Source organism: Streptomyces sp. NPDC037100, assembly GCF_055606225.1.
This window is the reverse complement of sequence record NZ_JBVJSX010000003.1, coordinates 428,390-447,696: the sequence shown is the minus strand read 5'-3', so window position 1 is coordinate 447,696 and position 19,307 is coordinate 428,390. Positions and strand designations below refer to the sequence as shown.

The following is a 19,307-nucleotide window of genomic DNA, read 5'->3' as shown; positions in this document are numbered from 1 at the left end:
ACGCCGGCCACACCGGCCACAGCGCCGTCGCGCCCCCGGCGATGGCGGCAGCCCACGACCCCGGCGAAACACCGGCCACACCGGCCACACCGGCCACAGCGCCGTCGCGCCCCCGGCGATGGCGGCAGCCCACGACCCCGGCGAAACACCGGCCACACCGGCCACACCGGCCACACCGGCCACAGCGCCGTCGCGCCCCCGGCGATGGCGGCGACCCACGAAGCCGGCGAAACACGGCCACACCGGCCACAGCGCCGTTCCGGTTCGCTCCGCCGACTTGCCAGGGGCTGTGCGCCGGTGTGCCCTGGATCCAAGGGCAGGGACAGAGAGGAGAGCTGTCATGGCTCATGCGGCACCCGCCTCACGCAAGATGATCACGCCTCGACGCAGGCCCGACGTCTTCGGCCCGCGGGTCCACCTCGCCGTGAAGGTCGGCCTGCCCGTGGTGCTCGGGCTCACCTACGGCTACTGGGCCGCGGCCGTCCGGCGCGACGCCGGGCCCATCACCGGCTGGAACCTGCTGTTCGGCTTCGTCACGGCGCTCGTGTTCGCCGTGCTGTTCGCCGCCGTGTGCGCGCTGGCACCGCGGCTGCCCCGCGAGCTGCACGCGCTGTGCTGGTTCGTCTTCTCGGGCTGCGCGACCGGCTTCCTGTACAGCCAGTCCGGTGCGTCGGTGTACAGCTCCAGCGGCCTGGGGCTGGTGGTGGGGGCGGCCGTCCTCGCGATGGTGTTCTACCGCTACTACACGCACGAGGACGCCGCGGGCCGGCGCATCGGCTGAAGAGCCTCGGAACACCCGTTCGGGGGAGCCCGCCGACGGGCTCCCCCGAAGCCGCTTCTCGCAGGTGGAACGCGCTGTGGCGCGGCAGGCGGGCGGCCGGACGGCGTCGCAGCGCTCGCGGGCCCGGCCCGGGGCGTCTTGCCTGGAAGGGTGTCCGAGCGCGACCGGGCGCCCCTGGCCGGGAAGGCGCCCCCACGATCGCGGAACGTCCTGTCGGCCGTTCTGCTGGTCCTCGCGTGCCTGCTCGTGCCGTTCGGGGCGCTCGCGTCCTGGGCGGCCCACGGGCTCACCGACACCGGCCGCTACGTCCGGACGATGGCCCCGCTCGCCGTCGACCCTGACGTGCGGCGCGCGGTCGCGGACGCCGTCGGGGACGGTGTCCTGCGGGAGATCGGACGCCGGGCCGACACCGGCCCGCTGCGCGGGGCGGTCGGACCCTTCGTGCATGACGCGGCGCGCTCCTTCACCCGCACCGAGGCGTATCGCGCCGCCTGGGACGCGGCGAACCGGGCCGTGCACGACGCGGTGCTGCGCGCCCTGCGCGACGACGGCGCCCGCGGCGCCCCGGTCACCGTCGACCCCGCTCCCGTCATCGCCCGGTTCAAACAGCAACTCGCCGACGACCACGTGCCGTTCGCCCGCCGCATCCCGGTCACGCACACGCGGATCCCGGTTCTCCCGGCCGACGACGCGGACCGACTGCGCAAGGGGTATCACGTGCTGGACACCGCCGCCTTCTGGCTGCCGCTCGCCGCCGCCGTCCTCGCGGTCGCCGGGATCGCCGTCGCCGCCTGCCGCCGCCGCGCGGTCACCGCCCTCGGGCTGGGTACGGCGCTGGGCGGCGCGCTGCTGGTCCTCGCCGTCGCGATCGGCCGCCGCCTCACCCTCGCAGACCTGCCCGACGCCCTGCACCGCCCGGCCGCGGGAGCCGTCTACGACGCCCTCACCGCCACCCTGCGCACGGTGTCCTGGCTGCTCTGCGTCCTGGGTCTGGCGGTGGCGGCCGGCGCCTGGGTCACAGGCCGGTACGGTCCCCGGCTCGCCGCGCGGCGACGTGCGCGAGGGTCCGCAGCGCCCGTCGCAGATCCGGTTCCGGAGCCGACGCGAGCCCGAGCCTGACGGCGTCGGGCGTGTGCCCGGGGGCGACGGCGAAGGCGGGGCCGGGTGTGACGGCGATGCCGTGCGCCGCGGCGGCGGCCGTGAAGGTGTCCGCGCGCCATGGCGCGGGCAGCTCCCACCAGGCGAAGTAGGCACCCGGGTCGGACCGTACGGCGAAGCCCGCGAGTTCCTCGGCGAGGATCCGCTGCCGCCGCGCCGCGTCCGCCCGCTTGGCCGCCACCAGCCGCGCCACCGTCCCCTCCCCGGCCCACCGCACGGCCGCCTCCATCGCGAACCGTCCCGCGCTCCAGCCGCCCGACCGCACGGCGTCGGCCACGGCGGCGACCCGGTGCGGCGGCACGACGAGGAATCCGACGGTGAGCCCCGGGGCGACCCGCTTGGAAAGCCCGTCCACGACGTGGGTGAGGGCCGGGGCGTGCACGGCGAGCGGATCACCGGGTTCCCGGAGGAAGGACCAGATGCGGTCCTCCACGACGGGCAGGTTCAGGTCGTGGAGCAGCTGGGCGAGTTGCAGCAGCCGCGGCCGGCTGGTCGTCAGGGACGTCGGGTTGTGCAGCGTCGGCTGTACGTAGAGGGCGGACAGCGGCGCCGTGCGGTGCGCGGCGGCCACGGCCTCCGGGAGCAGCCCGGCCGCGTCCCCGGCCAGCGGCACCAGGGTGATGCCGAGCCGCGCCGCGATCTCCTTGACCAGCGGATACGTCAGTTGCTCCACTCCGACCCGGCCGCCCGGCCGGACCAGCGAGGCCAGCACGGCGGCGATGGCCTGCCGGGCGTTGCCGGTGAACAGCAGCCGCTCCGGGGCGGGGCGCCAGCCCGGGGTGGTGAGCACCGTGGCCGCGGCCTCCCGGGCGGCCGCGGTGCCGGTGGCGGCGGCCGGTAACAGCGCCTCGGCCAGCACGTCGGGGCGCAGCAGCGGCGCGAGGACGGGGGCGAGCAGCTCCGGCTGGCCGGGCGCGGCAGGGTAGTTGAGCTGCAGGTTGACGGGTGCGGCGGCCGGGGCGGGTTCGATGAGCGCCTGCCCCGCCGGGCCGTCCGGTGCGGCCCGTACGAAGGTGCCGCGTCCGACCTCCCCGACGACCAGCCCGCGTCGCACGAGTTCGCCGTAGACCCGCCCGGCCGTCGACGGGGCGATGCCCCGCCGCCGGGCGAACGCCCGCTGCGGCGGCAGCCGTTGGCCCGGCCGCAGCCGTCCGGTGGCGATGTCGTCGGCGATGCGGTCGGCGATACGCCGGTAGTCACTCATCGGCCGGTCTCCCCCTTGGATTGCACCGAGAGCAAAGATCTTATTGCACTGAGTAGTGGGGCGCCCTAGGGTCGACGCCATGGCACCCTTCCTCGCATACGAGGACAAAGGGCCCGATACGCATCGGCTGCCCCTGGTCCTCGTCCACGGCCACCCCTTCGACCGCACGATGTGGGCACCGCAGCTCGAAAGGTTCCCGGGTACCCGCCGCGTCGTCGCTCCCGACCTGCGCGGTTACGGCGCCTCCCCGACCGCCCCGGCCGTCACGGACTTCTCCGGATTCGCCCGGGACATCGAGGCGCTGCTGGACGAGCTGAAGGTGGAATCGTTCGTGCTCGCGGGCCTGTCGATGGGCGGGCAGATCGTCATGGACTGCTACCGGCTGTTCCCCGAGCGCGTCCGCGGCCTGGTCCTCGCGGACACCTTCCCGTCGGCGGAGACCCCCGAGGGCGTGCGGACCCGCAGCGCCATGGCGGACCGCCTCCTCGCCGAGGGCATGCGCGGCTACGCCGACGAGGTCCTGGAGCGGATGGTCGCCCCGTACGCGTCCGCCGAGGTCAAGGCACACGTCCACGGCATGATGACCGCCACCGCCCCCGAGGGCGCCGCCGCGGCCCTGCGCGCCCGGGCCCGGCGCCCCGACTACACCGCCCTGCTGCCGCGCGTCCGCGTCCCGGCCCTGGTCGTGGTGGGGGCCGACGACACCTTCACACCGGTCTCCGACGCCCGGGCGATGCACGCGGCCCTCCCGGACTCGGAGCTGCACATCATCGAAGGCGCGGCACACATGCCGAACCTGGAACGCCCGGAAGTGTTCGATCACGCGCTGGAGGAATTCCTGGCCCGGGTCGACGCCCGGCAACCTTCCGCCGCCCCACCCCGTCCTTGAGGGAGGACCGCCCCACCCCGTCCTTGAGGGAGGATTCGGGCATCCCACCCCGCGAACGGAAGGCCGGGCCTTGGACACCACCGCTGCCGAGTGGACCGCCAGGGACGACGCACGCGAGCACCGTCCGCCCGGGCGGCGGCCCGGCGCCTGGTGCGCCGGTCTGCTGTTCGCCGGAGTGAGTGTGGTCGTCGGTTTCCGGGCCGCCGACAGCGACGGCATGACCCCCGTCCCGCAGCTCCTCGCCTTCCTCCCCTGGCTGCTCGTCCCCACCGCCGTGGGACTGCTGCTCACGCTGCTGTCCCGCTGGTGGCCCGGCACGCTCTGGGGCGTGGCCCTGCTCGGCCTGCTGGCCTGGTACATCGAGCCGTACGGCAAGGTCGACGACCCCTCGGGCCGCCCGGTCGCCGAACTGCGCGTGCTGACCTCCAACGTCGAGTTCGGCCAGGGCACCGGCCCCCTCGTCGCCGCCGTCCGCCGCGAGAAACCGGACGTGGTCTTCGTGGAGGAGTGCGACTACGCGTGTGACGCGCTGCTGAAACGGGACCTCTCCCAGGACTACCCGCACCGCCGGGCCGTGGAGGGCGGCGGCTCCGAGGGCTCCGTCATCCTCAGCCGCTTCCCGCTCCGGCCCACCGCGGGCGTGCCCGGCACGATGGGCATGCCCGGGGCGGTCGCCGACGTCGACGGGCACGCCGTACGACTCCAGCTCGCCCACCCCATGCCGCCGCTGCCCGGCCAGGTGGACCTCTGGCGCCGGGAACTGGGCGCCCTGCGCGACGCGGCCGGCACCGACCCGGGCACCCCCCTCGTCCTGGCCGGTGACTTCAACGCCTCCCAGGATCACGCGGCCTTCCGCCGCATCCTCGACACCGGCCTGCGCGACGCCTCCCGCCTGGACGGCGCCGACCGCACCGCCACCTGGCCGGCCCGGACGGCCCCGACGTTCGGCGCGCAGATCGACCACGTCCTGGTGTCGAAGGACTTCGGCGCGAGCCGCACCCGCATCCTGGACCTGGCCGACACCGACCACCGGGCGGTCGTCACGGACCTCACGCTCCACGAACGCCGCTGACCGGGGCCCGGTGCGCGCACACGAATACGGCCGCCCCTCGTGACAGGGCGGCCGCATCCGCGTGGGGTCTCAACGGGCCGACTTCTCCAGGGCCTTGTCCATCGCCGCGGCGAAGCCGCCGGCCCACAGCCGGTTGACGCGGGACCGCTCGGTCGCGTCCGGGATCGCGTTGGTGCAGGACGGGCCGGGCCCGCCACCGGACATCAGCTCACTGCACGGGCCCTGGTAGTGGTCGGGAAGACCGAGGACATGGCCCGTCTCGTGGGCGGTGACCCGCGTGGAGTCGTACTGCTGGTTCTGCCGGTAGTCCAGGAAGATGTAGCCATTGCCGCGGCCGTCGGTGGAGGCGTACGAGCCGCGGGAGTCGTTGCCCTCCCGGTAGCTGAAGTCGGCCGCCGAAGCGGAGCCCGACTGGAGCCTCACGTTCGACACCGAGCTGTTCCATATCTGGGTGCTGCGCGCTATCTGGGCGCTGAACGTGGGTGCGCGGGAGGCGTCGTAGACGACGGTGACGGCCGCGGTGGCACTCGGGTTCTCGGCGCGCTTCTCGGCGACGGACTTCAGGACTGCCTGAAAGAAGGCTCTGTTCGCGTCGGAGTCGGCGGACGCGGCGGACGCGGCGGACTTGGCGGAGGCGGCGGACTTGGCGGACGCGGCGGACTTGGCGACGAATCCGGCGTGGGGCTCCGCGACCGGGGACGCCGCGGCGGGGGCAGCCGTTCCGAGTCCGGCCATCGTGAGGCCGAGACCGAGAACCGCCAGGGAGAACAGGGACTTTCGCATCGAGGACTCCTTGGGTGGGGTTGAGTCTCACCGGTGAGTCTCGGTGCCTGTGCGGCGCCTGTGATGATGGCAACCACGGATAGGACAGGGCTATCGGCTGCCCAATTCACCTGCTTTAGCGATGGATTATGTGGCTGGTTAACGCCGCGATTCCGCTTTAGCCTCACAGAGCATGGAGCTCGAGGTGAGGCACCTCCGCGCGCTGTGCGCCATAGCCGACACCGGCAGTCTGCACCGTGCCGCCCGGCACCTGGGAGTCGCCCAGCCGTCGTTGAGCACCCAACTGCGCCGTATCGAGCAGGAGCTGGGAGGACCGCTCTTCCAGCGCTCCCACACCGGCTGCCGTCCCACCCCGCTGGGCCGCCTGGTCCTCAGCCGGGCCCGCCCGCTGATGGCCGACCTGCACCTGCTGGTCACCGAGGCGAGAGCGGCGGCGTCCGGCGGCACCGAACTCCGCATCGGCTCGACGGCGAGCAAGGCCCTCGCGGGCTGGCTGCGCCGACTGCGCGCCCACGGCCGAAACCCCAGCCTCCACATGAACGTCTCCCCCAACGCCCTGCTCCGCATGGTTGCCGACGGCCAGCTCGACGTCGCCTTCGTGCACGAGGTGGAGGGCTGCCCGCTGCGCATCCCCGCGGAGCTCAGGCTGCGCGTCCTGGTGGAGCGAACCGCAGTGCGTGTCCCTGCCCGTCGACCATCCGGCAGCCGCCAAGCAGGAGGTCGAGCTGGCCGACCTTGCCGACGACCGCTGGATGATCGACCCCACGGTCGACGGTGAATGGGACGCCGTCCAGCGGATGTTCCGCGACGCCCGCGTCAGCCCGCACGTCCTGCACGGCGACTACCACACGGCCGACGCCCTGGTAGCGACCGGCGAGGTCGTCACCGTCTGCCAGCCCACCCGCACCCCGCGCCCCGACATGGCGGTACGCCGCCTGAGGGGCGACCCGCTCGGCGTACGGCTGCTCGCCGCGGCCCGCACGGAGACCGTCCTGGACGGCGTCTACCCCGCGCTGGAGGAGGCGTACGGGGAGGTGGCCCGGCGGGCACCGGCCTATTGGGAGTGGAGTGAGCGGGGGCGGCCGGCACCCGGCGGCCCCCTCAGCCCCCCGAGCCCGGCCCTCCCTTGAACTGCGGCCCCGACCGAACGGCTCCGTATGTACCGGCACAGCCGAACGGCTCCCATGAACCGGCACAGCCCAACCGCTCACATGAACCGGCACAGCCCAACCGCTCACATGAACCGGCGCAGCCGATCGGCTCAGACGCCGATGTCGCGCCCGTCCGCACGCCACACGGCCACCACGGCCGGGCGGACGTACGTACCGGGCCCGTCGGGCCAGGTGCTCGCGGGCTTCTCCACGGACGCGCCGTCGATCTCGCCCGGGTGCTGCACGGCCACCAGGACGCGCCGGTCCTGGACGATCGGGCCGCAGGTCTCGGCGCCCTTCGGCACGGTCAGGAACTGCTTGAGCTCGCCGCGCCGCTCACCCCGGGTCGCCACACCGAAGAGGCCGTCGTGCGAGCCGAGCTGGGCACCGTCGGTGGAGATCCACAGGTTGCCGTGCGGATCGAAGGCCACGTTGTCCGGGCAGGAGATCTGGCTGACGGCGTCCTTCGGGAACCCGGCGAAGTAGGTCGCCGGGTCGTCCGGGTCACCGGCGACGAGGAACAGCGACCAGGCGAACCGGGTGCTCTCGGGCCGGTTCCACCGCTCGGTGAGCTCCAGCACGTGCCCGTGCTTGTTGGCGTTGCGCGGGTTGGCCTCGTCCGCCTTGGCGTTGGCGCCGACCCCGCGGTTGGAGTTGTTGGTCAGGGCGACGTAGACCTTGCCGGTCACCGGGTTGGGCTCGATGTCCTCGGGCCGGTCCATCTTGGTGGCGCCCACCTTGTCACCGGCGAGCCGCGTGAAGACGAACACCTCCTCGGCGCTCATCCCCTCCACGTGCGAGACGGCGCCCTTCGCGGTCGCGGTGGCCAGCGGTATCCACTCACCGCTGCCGTCGAACTCGCCGTCGCCGGGCAGCTTGCCCGTGCCGTCGATCTCGATGGCGGGCGAGTCACCGGTGAGCTTGGCGACGTACAGCGTGCCCTCGTCCAGCAGGGAGAGGTTGTGCTCGCGCACGGCACGCGAAGACCCGTGCCGCATCCGCTTGCTGCCGACGAACTTGTAGAAGTAGTCGAACCGCTCGTCGTCACCGGAGTACACGACGGGACGGCCGTCGTGCGTGAGCCGCACGGTCGCGGCCTCGTGCTTGAAGCGCCCGAGAGCGGTGTGCTTGCGGGGCGTCGAGTCCGGGTCGTACGGGTCGAACTCCACGACGTACCCGAACCGGTGCACCTCGTTCGGCTCCTGGGCGACGTCGAACCGCTTGTCGAACCTCTCCCACTTCCGCTCGCTCGCCCCCGTGCCGATGCCGTACCGCTTGTCGGTCGCCCGGCTGCTGTTGGCGAAGTACTGGTTGAAGTTCTCCTCGCCGTGCAGGGTGGTGCCCCACGGGGTGACGCCGCCGGAGCAGTTGTTGAGGGTGCCGAACACCTTGGTGCCGCTCGGGTCGGCGGAGGTCCTCACCAGTTCGGACCCGGCGACGGGCCCGGTGAGCCGGAAGGCGGTGGTGGCGGTGACCCGCCGGTTCAGCTGATGCCGGGTGACGGCGGTGAGCTTGCCGCTCCTGCGGTCCTCCTCCACCACGACGGCGGACAGCCCGTGCGCGGCCCAGGCGATCTCGACCTGCTCACGGGTCGGGTTGGCGGCGTCGTACCCCCGGAACATCAGGATCTCGTCGGTGTACTCGTGATTGGCGACGAGCAGCTGCCGGCCGCGCTCCCCGGGCAGCGGCAGCAGGGCGAGGAAGTCGCAGTTGTACCCGAACTGCCCGGCCTGGGCCTTCGCGGTCTGCTTCTCCGGGTCGAAGGCGGGCGCGCCGCGCAGGATGGGCTCGCCCCAGCGGATGACGACGTTCTGCCGGTACCCCTCCGGCACGGTGACCGTGTCGGCGGTGTTGGGCGCGACGGGCGCGAAGCGCAGCCCGCGCGCGCCCTTGCTCTTGCGCCGGGCGGCCTCGGAGGCGGCAGCGGCGGCCGGGCCCGCGGCCGGTGCGGCGGTCGCCTGCGGGGCCCGGGCGACGCCGGCGGCACCCGCTCCGGCGGCGGCCACGGTCACCACGGCCGCGGCACGCATCATCGACCGGCGGCCGATGGCCCCGGCGATCACGTCACCGACGTACTCGTTGGAGCTGGTGTTGGGCACCTCGTGGAAGCAGGCGTCACCACATCGGAAACGACAGGTCATGGCGGACCGGCCGCCGGGGTGCGAACCGGACGGAGTTCCGATCAACGGCAGCAGCTTGCGCACTTCACTCTCCCCTGAGATGCCCTTGGTGTCAGCGTGACCGTAGGGGCACATACGTGCGCCAGCCGGGCGCCCGGGTGAACAACCAATGAACCCCCGGCTGCCATACGGGGGTTGCGGCGATTCAGCCCGGCGACACCTGCACCGGCCGGATGCGCTCTTGACAGCGTGGGCCTCGGACAACAGACCCTGCCCAAGATCACACAGGAGGGCCGCTAACCTTACGTGTCCGTCCTGGCCAGGGATTGACGGGCTTCAACTCACGCGAAGGGTTGCGCGCACATGGGCATTCTCACTCGGTTGCGGAACGTGTTCGGACGATCCCGCAAGACACAAACCGCCGAGGCGGAGGATGCGGCGCGTACGGCGGCCGCCGGGGAGGCCGGCGGGACCGAAGTCCTGACCAGCGGGGACACCGGCAGCGACGCCACCGTCGCACCGGTGTCACCCCCCGCCGGGGACCCGAAGGTCCCGTCCCCCTCCCCCGAACCGGAGCCCACGCCTTCGGCCAACGTCCCCGAGCCCCGCACATCGGACTCCGGGGAACACGACCTCGTCTCGGCGGCCTTCGACCATGTGACGGTCCCGAGGCCGACGCGCTCGACGGAGGGGGAGCAGGGCGCTACGGCAGAACGGCCGGGTGCGGCGGAGCCAGCGGCTGCCGAGGAATCGGCGGCTGCTGGGGAACCGGCGGCTGCTGAGAAGGCGGCCGCTGGGGAACCGGCGGCTGCTGAGGAGCCCGCGGTTGTCGCAGAGCCGACTGCCGGCGAGGAGCCGGCCGCGGCGGAGAAGGCCGTGACGGAACCGGCCGTGGCCGAGAAGACCGCGCCGGAACCGGCCGTGGCCGAGAAGACCGCGCCGGAACCGGCCGTGGCCGAGAAGGCCACAGATGCGGAGGCTGCTCCGGCGGAGACGCCGGTCGCCGACGAGACGACGGTGAAGGACGAGGCTACGGCGGAGAAGCCGGCCGCAGCCGCCCCGGCGACGGCCGAGGAGACGGAGTCGACGACGCCGGAGAAGTCTGAGGGCAGCCCCGCGGACGAGGCGCAGTCCGAGCCCGCGGCAAAGACGGACGCGAAGGCGACGGCCGGGTCCGACGCACCGGCGCAGGCGGACGCGAAGGCGGAAGCCAAGCCCGAGCCGACGGCCGAGGCAGAGCCGGCAGCCGACGCGAAGCCGAAGGCCGAGCCCAAGGCCACGACAAAGGCCGAGCCCAAGGCCACGCCGAAGGCCACGCCGAAGGCCGAGCCCAAGGCCACGCCGAAGACCGAGCCCAAGGCCGAGCCCAAGGCCACGCCGAAGACCGAGCCCAAGGCCGAGCCGAAGACCGAGCCCAAGGCCGAGCCGAAGACCGAGCCCAAGGCCACGACAAAGGCCGAGCCCAAGGCCACGACAAAGGCCGAGCCCAAGGCCACGACGAAGGCCAAGACGAAGGCCGCGCCCGCAGCCGAAGCCGGTCAGGGGACGAAGTCCGGGAAGGCCCCCGAACCCGCGGCCGCCGACGGCGACACCGCCCCGCAGGGGCCACCCGCACCCGGCGACGAAAGCAGCACGGGTGGTGCGGGCGGGAAGAAGAACACCGCCGAAGCCGCAGGCGAGGCCGAACCCGCCCTCACCCTGGCCGCCCTCAAGAAGCACGCCCCCGGCCTCACCACCGCCTACAAGGCAGCCACCACCACCCTCGAGAAGAACAACCTCACCGGCACCCGCGCCAAGGTCTACCTCGTCCTCGACCGCTCCGCCTCCATGCGCCCGTACTACAAGGACGGCTCCGCCCAGGCCCTCGCCGAGCAGACCCTCGCCCTCGCGGCCCACCTCGACCCCGAGGCAACCGTGCCGGTCGTCTTCTTCTCCACCGAACTCGACGGCACCGGCGAGATCACCCTCACCGAGCACGAGAACAAGATCGACGACCTGCACGCGAGCTTCGGCCGCATGGGCCGCACCAGCTACCACGCAGCGGTCGAGGCGGTCCTCGCCCACCACGACAAGACCGCGGCAGGCCCCACCACCCCCGCCCTCGTGGTCTTCCAGACCGACGGCGCCCCGGACGCGAAGACGCCCGCCACCCAGGCCCTCACCGACGCCGCCGAGAGCCACCCCGCCGTCTTCTTCTCCTTCGTCGCCTTCGGAGACCCGGAGAACAAGGCCTTCGACTACCTCCGCAAGCTCAAGACCCCCAACACGTCCTACTTCCTCGCCGGCGAAACCCCCCGCGAGCTCACGGACAAGGAGCTCTACGAGGGCGTACTGGCGCACTGGCGCCCGTAGCCACCCACTGCTCAGGACGCCGCCCGCTTCCCACCCCGCAAAAGGGGAGGCGGGCGGCGTACCCGTGTCAGCTACGATTTCAAGGTTCCGTAGACGACCGAGACCACGAGATCGTCACCCCACGTAGCGACTTGGGAGCAGCCCGCGATGGCTCGACACCTCATCACCAGCGCCCTTCCGTACATCAACGGGATCAAGCACCTGGGCAACATGGTGGGGTCCATGCTCCCGGCGGACGTCTACTCCCGTTACCTGCGCCAGCGGGGCCACGAGGTCCTCTACATCTGCGCGACGGACGAGCACGGCACCCCCGCGGAGCTGGCCGCCAAGGAGCAGGGCGTGCCGGTGGACGCGTTCTGCACCGAGGCGCACCACCAGCAGAAGGCGATCTACGACGGCTTCAGCCTGGCCTTCGACTACTTCGGCCGCAGCTCCTCCCCGCAGAACCACGAGATCACGCAGGAGATCGCCCGCGAGCTGAAGGCGAACGGCTTCATCGAGGAGCGTTCGATCCGCCAGGTGTACTCGAACGCCGACGGCCGCTTCCTGCCCGACCGGTACATCATCGGCACCTGCCCGCACTGCGGCTACGACAAGGCCCGCGGCGACCAGTGCGAGAACTGCACGCGCGTCCTGGACCCGACGGACCTGATCGATGCCCGCTCGGCGATCAGCGGCAGCAGCGACCTGGAGGTCCGCGAGACCAAGCACCTGTTCCTCCTGCAGTCGGTGCTGGCCGGCGAGGTCGAGGCGTGGGTCGACGAGCGGGCGGAGAACTGGCCCGTCCTCGCCTCCTCCATCGCCCGCAAATGGCTCACGGAGGGCCTGCACGACCGCGCGATCACCCGCGACCTGGACTGGGGCGTCCCGGTCCCGGCCGACACCTGGCCGGACCTCGCCGCGGAGGGCAAGGTCTTCTACGTCTGGTTCGACGCCCCGATCGAGTACATCGGCGCGACGAAGGAGTGGGCGGACCAGGACCCGGAGAACCGCGACTGGCGCTCCTGGTGGTGGGAGTCCGACGCGGACGTCCGCTACACGCAGTTCATGGGCAAGGACAACGTCCCCTTCCACAGCGTGATGTTCCCGGCGACCCTGCTGGGCACCCGCGCCCCGTGGAAGAAGGTCGACGTCATCAAGGCCTTCAACTGGCTGAACTACTACGGCGGCAAGTTCTCCACGTCCCAGCGCCGGGGCGTCTTCACGCACGACGCCCTCGACATCCTGCCGGCCGACTACTGGCGCTACTTCATGATGGCGAACGCCCCCGAGTCGGACGATTCGTCCTTCACCTGGGAGCACTTCACCGCCACGGTGAACAAGGACCTGGCCGACACCCTCGGCAACTTCGTCAACCGCGTCCTGTCCTTCTCCAAGAAGCGCTTCGGCGAAGAGGTACCGGCGGGCTCCGAGCCCGGCGAGGCGGAGGCGAAGCTGGGCGATGAGATCGCCCGCCTGCTCGCGGAGTACGAGGCCCAGATGGAGGCCATCCAGTTCCGCAAGGCGGCGGCCGCGCTGCGCGCTCTGTGGTCGGCGGGCAACTCCTACCTGGAGGAGAAGGCCCCCTGGCTGGAGATCAAGACCAACCCGGAGGGCGCCGCGCTCACCCTGCGCACGGCGATGAACCTGATCCACCTCTACGCGGTGGTCTCGGAGCCGTTCATCCCGACGTCGGCGAAGAAGATGCGCGAGGCGTTCTCCCTGGAGAACGACACGGCGGCCTGGGTCACCCAGGAGGAGGCGAAGTCCCTCACCACCGTCCCCGCCGGCACCCCCTTCACCATCCCGCCGGTCCTGTTCGCCAAGCTCACGGACGAAGACCTGGAGTCGTACAAGGAGCGCTTCGGCGGCGAGTCGGCGTAACTCCCGCACCCGCCCCGCACCCGCACCCGCACCCGCACGCGCCCCTAGGGGAATCTCCTCCTGGGGGCGGACGTGTTTCCCCGATCGGCTCGTCCCCAGGCTCATCGCCTGGGGAGGCCTCTGTTCGTAGGATGAGCAAGGCATCCGGCCGGCCAGACGGTCCGGATCAACCCAACGGGGGGACACCATGGCACTGTTCGGCAACGCGCACACCGTGAACCCGCAGTCGGCCCAGCAGGACTACGCCCGCCTCCTCGGCCACGGCGAGCAGGTGCACGCCGCGTTCCTGCTGATCCGCGACACCATCCTCTTCACCGACCGCCGCCTGATCCTGATCGACAAGCAGGGCATCACGGGCAAGAAGGTCGAGTACCACTCGGTCCCCTACCGCAGCATCACCCACTTCTCGGTGGAAACGGCCGGCACGTTCGACCTGGACGCCGAGTTGAAGATCTGGATCTCCGGCACTCCGACCCCCATCGAGAAGACCTTCACCAAGGGCGTCGACATCTACGAGGTCCAGGCGATCCTGACGCAGTTCGTGGCGAGGTAGCCCCGGATCTCCACCGAAGGCCTGCCGCGCCACGAGAACGGCACCGGCGAGCGGCGCTGAGCCTCTTCCGTACGCCTCCGGCGACCGGCGAACGGATGGACGACGAGGAGACGTCTAAGGCGCCAGCAACGCCGCAAGCCGGGTAGCGGTCTGCTCGCCCGCCCGCTGCCTGATCAAGCCCTCTTTGGCAGCGGCACGGAGTCCGACCTTCGAGTCGGACGCCCCGCCCCTGGTCACCAGTGCCGTGACCACCACAGGGTTCATACCGCCGGCGCCACCGCCGACGACGACACGGATCGTCCGTTGATCCTCCCCGGGTTCCGGCACTGAGCCGACCGCACGCCCTGCTCTCTCGAGCACAGAGGCAACGCGCTCGACGGCACCTTCGAACGGCAGGGCGACGACCAAGTCGATCTCGTGAACGTTCTTCCTCATCAGCTTGGCCACGAAGCGAGTCAAGCCACCCGGGGCCCCGCCGGCAGCAGCCAGAGCGGCAAGCTCATCGGCCAGGATCTGGTCCTCGTGGTCGTCCATACGCCCCCCGTTCTCGTTCGGTCGACCACGCTTACCACGAGCCGCCCCGTCGACGCCCATCGTGAGCGTGGCGACGACACCCTTGGCGATGGCGCCCTTCTTGTACTTCAGCTTCAGCAGCCCGCCCTGGGTCCCGTTGCCCGGGTAGATGGTGTCCTCGCCGAGGGTCGTGCGGGTCGAGGTGTTGGTGGAATACGGCGCGACCTCGGCCGTGGCCAGCACGGACGCCTCGTCGACGAAGAGCTGGCCGGTGTGGCAGGTCGTGCCGCCCTCGTAGCCCGCGTCGGTCCAGGTGCCGTTCACGTGCACCTTGGTGTGGATGTGGATGCAGCGGCCCTGGTACCAGCCACCGTGCGAATGCGACCTCGCCCTGCGTGTCCGTCCGCCACGTGCCGCGCAGGTAGCGCTCGTCGTCGGTGGGCACCTCGTGCACCCCGCCGCCACCGCCTCCCGCACCCGCACCCGCACCCGCACCCGCACCCGCGACAACGTCCTTACGGCGCGTCAGATCCCTTTTGTGTTCCGACCCTGGGACCGTCCCGTCTCCTGTGCCGTCATGGGACAGGAAGCCAGGGAGCACGACTGTCAGGAGCCTGGGTGAAAGCTGGGGGAGAGCCCTGGATACGAAAGTGGCTCGGAACCGGCGCCGGTTCCGAGCCACTCACGCAGGTTCGCCTACTTCGGCTGCGGCTTGCGCACCGACAGGTGCAGCTCCTTCAGCCGCGCCTCCTCCAGCTCCGTCGGCGCACCCATCATGAGGTCCTGGGCGTTGCCGTTGAGCGGGAAGGCGATGGTCTCGCGGATGTTGGGCTCGTCGGCGAGCAGCATCACGATGCGGTCGACGCCCGGGGCGATGCCGCCGTGCGGCGGGGCGCCGAAGCGGAAGGCCCGCAGCATGCCCGCGAACTTCTCCTCGACGGTCTCGCGGTCGTACCCGGCGATCTCGAAGGCCTTGAGCATGATCTCCGGCTCGTGGTTCCGGATCGCGCCGGAGGACAGCTCGACGCCGTTGCAGACGATGTCGTACTGCCAGCCGAGGATGTCCAGCGGGTCCTGGGTCTCCAGGGCCTCGAGCCCGCCCTGCGGCATGGAGAACGGGTTGTGCGAGAAGTCGATCGCGCCGGTCTCCTCGTCCTTCTCGTACATCGGGAAGTCGACGATCCAGCAGAACCGGAAGACGCCCTCCTCGAAGTGCCCGGCACGCTTGGCGGCCTCGACCCGGACCGCGCCCATGATCTTGGAGACCTCGTCGAACTCGCCCGCGCCGAAGAAGACCGCGTGGCCGGCCGCGAGCGACAGGCGCTTGGTCAGCTCGGCGACGTTCTCCTCGGTGAGGAACTTCGCGATCGGGCCGGTCAGCGAGCCGTCCTCGGCGACGCGGACCCAGGCCAGGCCCTTGGCCCCCTGCGAGACGGCGTAGTCGCCGAGCTGGTCGAAGAACTTGCGGGGCTGGCCGGAGACGTCCGGCACGGGCAGGGCGCGCACGTGCTTGCCGGCGAACGCCTTGAACTCCGAGCCCTCGAAGACGTCGGTGATGTCCACGAGTTCGAGCTGGGCGCGCAGGTCGGGCTTGTCGGAGCCGTACTTCAGCATCGCCTCGCGGAACGGGATCCGCGGGAACGGCGAGGTGACGTGGCGGCCGCCGCCGAACTCCTCGAACAGCTCGGTCATGAGCTTCTCGACGGGCTGGAAGACGTCTTCCTGCTCGACGAAGCTCATCTCGATGTCGAGCTGGTAGAACTCGCCCGGCGAGCGGTCGGCGCGCGCGTCCTCGTCACGGAAGCAGGGCGCGATCTGGAAGTACCGGTCGAAGCCGGAGATCATCAGCAGCTGCTTGAACTGCTGGGGCGCCTGGGGAAGAGCGTAGAACTTGCCCGGGTTCAGTCGGGAGGGGACGACGAAGTCGCGGGCGCCCTCGGGAGAGGTCGCGGACAGGATCGGCGTCGCCATCTCGTTGAACCCGAGGGCGACCATCTTCGAGCGGATCGAGGCGATCACCGACGACCGCAGCATGATGTTCCTGTGCATGCGCTCGCGGCGCAGGTCCAGGAAGCGGTACTCCAGGCGCCGCTCCTCGTTGACCCCGTCCTCGGTGTTGATCGTGAACGGCAGCGGGGCGGCCGCGCCGAGCAGCTCGACCTCGCCGACCTCGACCTCGATCTCGCCGGTCGGCAGCTCCGGGTTGATGTTCTCGGCGCCCCGGGAGACGACCTTGCCGTCGACGCGGACGGTCGACTCCTTGGAGAGCTTGTCGAGGGCCTCGTAGGCGGGAGTGCCGGGACGGGCCACGAGCTGCGTGATGCCGTAGTGATCGCGCAGATCGATGAAGAGGATGCCGCCCAGGTCGCGCCGATTGTGCAGCCAGCCACTCAGCCGGACGTCGCTGCCGACGTCAGAGGAGCGGAGCTCGCCGCAGGTGTGGGACCTGTACCGATGCATCGTCGTTCATCCAGTCTTCGCTGATCGGGGTCTGTGTTTCACGTGAAACGCCTCCCCAGCGTACCGGGCAGGCGAAGATCAGCTCTCCTCAGTTGTCGATCGAGCACGCAGGTGCCGTCGTTCGGCTACGTGTCCCCATCGGTGGCAGCGTTCGAGCGCGTCTTCGTAAAGTAGGGCAATGCGCACTGGCGAGCCTCTGCCCGCCGTGGGGGAGGCCCTCGCCGCCCTCGCGACCGGCCTGTGGCATTGGGACACCGCCACCGGGCTGGTCACGGTCGATGCCGAGGCGGCCCGGTTGCTCGGGCTGCCCGCCGAACAGGTCAGCCTCACGGAGGCCCAGGCCCGGGCCCGGCTGCACCCCGTGGACTGGAACGAGATCACCGGTGTGATCCAGCTGGCCGTGGCCGAGGGCACCCTCGCCGAGGTCCGGATCCGGATCATGGACGAGCAGGGCCGGGTCGTCCGGATCGTCCGCAGCCGCTCCAAGCCGTCCTTCGACCGGGCCCGTAAGGCGTACCGGCTGATCGGCACGCTCCAGGAGGTCACCGAGCCGACGCCGGGCACCCCGGCCGGGCGCAGCGCGGTGACCGGGGACTGGCGGCGCTCCCGGGAGGCGTTCCTGCTGGACGCGGGCCGGGCTCTGGCCGAGGCGCGCTCCACCCAGGAGGTCCTGCGGGTCACGGCGAACCTGTCGATGCCCGGGTTCTCGCCGGACGGTCTCGCGGTGTTCGGCGTCTCGGGCGATCGCCTGACGATCATCGGCCACCACGGGCAGCAGCGGGGCACCGAGAACCCCTTCTCGGACATGCCGCTGGACACCGACTACCCGGCCGCCGAGGTGGTGCGGACCGGGCGGGCCGTGTACCTGTCCTCCGCCGAGCAGTACAAGGCCCGCTACCCGCTGACCTGGCCGCTCGCCGAGCGCTTCGGCCGCCGCTCCTGGGCGTTCCTACCGCTGACCGTGGCCGGGCGCACGATGGGGGCGTGGATGGCGGCGTTCACCTACCCGGTGGCGTTCACCCCGGACGAGCGGTCCGTGCTGGCGACGGTGGCCCGGATGCTGGCACAGGCCCTGACCCGGGCGGGCCTGGCCGAGAGCGAGCGGGCACTGACCGACGGCCTCCAGCGCACGATGCTGCCGAGGCTCGGCCCGCAGCGCATCCCGGGCATGAGCGTCGCCGCCCGCTACGTCCCCACCGGCGGCGGGCTCCAGGTCGGCGGCGACTGGTACGACGTGATCCCACTGCCCAGCGGACGGTTCGCGCTGGTCATCGGTGACGTGCAGGGCCATGACGTACGGGCGGCGGGCCTCATGGGCCAGCTGCGGATCGCCCTGCGGGCCTACGCCTCGGAGGGCCACCGCCCGGACGCGGTGCTGTCGCGCGCCTCCCGCTTCCTGCACGGCATCAGCGACGAGGACCCGGCCGATCCGCGCTTCGCGACCTGCGTGTACGTCGAGGTCGACCCGTCGACCGGAGTGCTGGACATCGCCCGCGCCGGACACCCGGACCCGGCGATCCGGATGGCCGACGGCACGGTGATGACCCGGCCGACGTCGGGCGGCCTGCCGCTGGGCATCGACCCGGACGGCGACTACCCCACGACCCGGCTCACCCTGGAACCCGGCGAGACCATGCTGATCTGCACGGACGGCCTGCTCGAAACCGGCGGCCACGACCTGGAGACCGGGTGGCGGCGGCTGCGGGTGATCCTGGAGGAGCACAAGGGGGATCTGGAGGAGCTCGCCGACACCCTGGTGCAGGCCGTGCACGGGCCGTCCTCGCACCACACCACCGGCCCGCTGGCGGACCGCCGCGAGGACGACATCGCGATGCTGCTGCTGAGCCGGGAGGGCGGGGGCTGCGGCTGCGGCGACGCCATGACCGTACGGCCTCCGGTGCGGCGCTCGGTGCTGACCGTCGCGCAGGCCGAGCCCGAGCGGGTCGCGGTCGCCCGCCAGCAGCTGCGCGAGCTGCTGCACGACTGGGCCTCGCGCGACCAGGTCGACTCGGCGGTGCTGCTGCTGTCGGAAATGCTGACGAACGTCCTCGTGCACACCGACTCCGACGCGCTGCTGGTCGCCGAGATCACCGGCGAGGTGGGCGGGCGGCGGCTGCGGATCGAGGTCACGGACGCCGGCGACGACCTTCCGCACCGACGCCGCCCCGGGGAACTGGCGTCCTCCGGCCGCGGCCTGGTGCTGATCGAACTGCTCGCGCACGCCTGGGGGGTGGACCCGCGCGGCGAGGGCAAGAGCATCTGGTTCGAGCTCTACGAGTCCATGAACGGCTCGGGCGACGGATCCTGGTCCCCATAGCCGCCACGCCTCCGGCGAGGTCGGCTACAGGCGGCGGCACGCACCCCCTGGCCAGCCACCACTCCGGGACGCCGCCGGTGGGCCCGTACAC

12 protein-coding genes and 2 pseudogenes are annotated in these 19,307 nt (G+C 71.7%); 9 read left to right on the top strand and 5 right to left on the bottom strand.

Features of this window, described 5'->3' with window-relative positions:
- Positions 1–340 precede the first annotated feature (340 nt).
- Positions 341–781, top strand: coding sequence for a hypothetical protein (locus tag ACZ7EG_RS12050; RefSeq protein WP_471075923.1), 441 nt, complete (start codon positions 341–343; stop codon positions 779–781).
- Positions 782–931: 150 nt separating this feature from the next.
- The gene (locus ACZ7EG_RS12045) at positions 932–1,900 is read left to right on the top strand and encodes a hypothetical protein (protein WP_471075920.1); all 969 of its coding nucleotides are present in this window, start codon (positions 932–934) and stop codon (positions 1,898–1,900) included.
- Here ACZ7EG_RS12045 and ACZ7EG_RS12040 read toward each other — a convergent pair.
- Entirely contained in the window at positions 1,797–3,143 is a 1,347-nt protein-coding gene (locus ACZ7EG_RS12040) for an aminotransferase-like domain-containing protein (RefSeq protein ID WP_471075917.1), read from the bottom strand. The genes ACZ7EG_RS12045 and ACZ7EG_RS12040 overlap by 104 nt on opposite strands.
- A 79-nt stretch (positions 3,144–3,222) precedes the next feature.
- On the opposite strand from ACZ7EG_RS12040, the gene ACZ7EG_RS12035 reads away from it, so the two are divergent.
- Positions 3,223–4,032: an alpha/beta fold hydrolase gene (locus ACZ7EG_RS12035; RefSeq protein ID WP_471075914.1), complete on the top strand. Its 810-nt coding sequence runs from the start codon at positions 3,223–3,225 to the stop codon at positions 4,030–4,032.
- 70 nt (positions 4,033–4,102) lie between these two features.
- Positions 4,103–5,104 (top strand): endonuclease/exonuclease/phosphatase family protein, encoded by a 1,002-nt coding sequence (locus ACZ7EG_RS12030; RefSeq protein WP_471075911.1) that lies wholly within the window; start codon positions 4,103–4,105, stop codon positions 5,102–5,104.
- 69 nt (positions 5,105–5,173) lie between these two features.
- On the opposite strand, the gene snpA is transcribed toward ACZ7EG_RS12030, so the two are convergent.
- Positions 5,174–5,887, bottom strand: coding sequence for a snapalysin (gene snpA / locus ACZ7EG_RS12025; protein ID WP_471075908.1), 714 nt, complete (start codon positions 5,885–5,887; stop codon positions 5,174–5,176).
- A 172-nt stretch (positions 5,888–6,059) separates the two neighbouring features.
- Between snpA and ACZ7EG_RS12020 the strand changes: the two are divergent.
- A pseudogene (locus tag ACZ7EG_RS12020) lies at positions 6,060–7,017 on the top strand (LysR family transcriptional regulator).
- Between the two features lie 131 nt (positions 7,018–7,148).
- Here ACZ7EG_RS12020 and ACZ7EG_RS12015 read toward each other — a convergent pair.
- Positions 7,149–9,242, bottom strand: coding sequence for a PhoX family protein (locus tag ACZ7EG_RS12015; RefSeq protein ID WP_471075905.1), 2,094 nt, complete (start codon positions 9,240–9,242; stop codon positions 7,149–7,151).
- Positions 9,243–10,034: 792 nt separating this feature from the next.
- Here ACZ7EG_RS12015 and ACZ7EG_RS12010 point away from each other — a divergent pair.
- The 3 genes from ACZ7EG_RS12010 (at position 10,035) to ACZ7EG_RS12000 (ending at position 13,926) form a co-directional block, all read left to right on the top strand.
- Positions 10,035–11,510 (top strand): VWA domain-containing protein, encoded by a 1,476-nt coding sequence (locus ACZ7EG_RS12010; protein ID WP_471075902.1) that lies wholly within the window; start codon positions 10,035–10,037, stop codon positions 11,508–11,510.
- Between the two features lie 147 nt (positions 11,511–11,657).
- The gene (metG, locus tag ACZ7EG_RS12005) at positions 11,658–13,373 is read left to right on the top strand and encodes a methionine--tRNA ligase (protein ID WP_471075899.1); all 1,716 of its coding nucleotides are present in this window, start codon (positions 11,658–11,660) and stop codon (positions 13,371–13,373) included.
- A 187-nt stretch (positions 13,374–13,560) separates the two neighbouring features.
- Positions 13,561–13,926, top strand: coding sequence for a PH domain-containing protein (locus tag ACZ7EG_RS12000; protein ID WP_104779215.1), 366 nt, complete (start codon positions 13,561–13,563; stop codon positions 13,924–13,926).
- A 582-nt stretch (positions 13,927–14,508) separates the two neighbouring features.
- Here the strand turns inward: ACZ7EG_RS12000 and ACZ7EG_RS11995 are convergent.
- A pseudogene (locus ACZ7EG_RS11995) lies at positions 14,509–14,923 on the bottom strand (peptidase associated/transthyretin-like domain-containing protein); the annotation flags it as partial.
- Between the two features lie 212 nt (positions 14,924–15,135).
- Positions 15,136–16,899, bottom strand: a complete 1,764-nt coding sequence (gene aspS, locus ACZ7EG_RS11990) for an aspartate--tRNA ligase (protein WP_471075895.1) — start codon at positions 16,897–16,899, stop codon at positions 15,136–15,138.
- Positions 16,900–17,077: 178 nt separating this feature from the next.
- Here aspS and ACZ7EG_RS11985 point away from each other — a divergent pair, with 178 nt between their 5' ends.
- Positions 17,078–19,216, top strand: coding sequence for a SpoIIE family protein phosphatase (locus ACZ7EG_RS11985; RefSeq protein WP_471075892.1), 2,139 nt, complete (start codon positions 17,078–17,080; stop codon positions 19,214–19,216).
- Positions 19,217–19,307 lie beyond the last annotated feature (91 nt).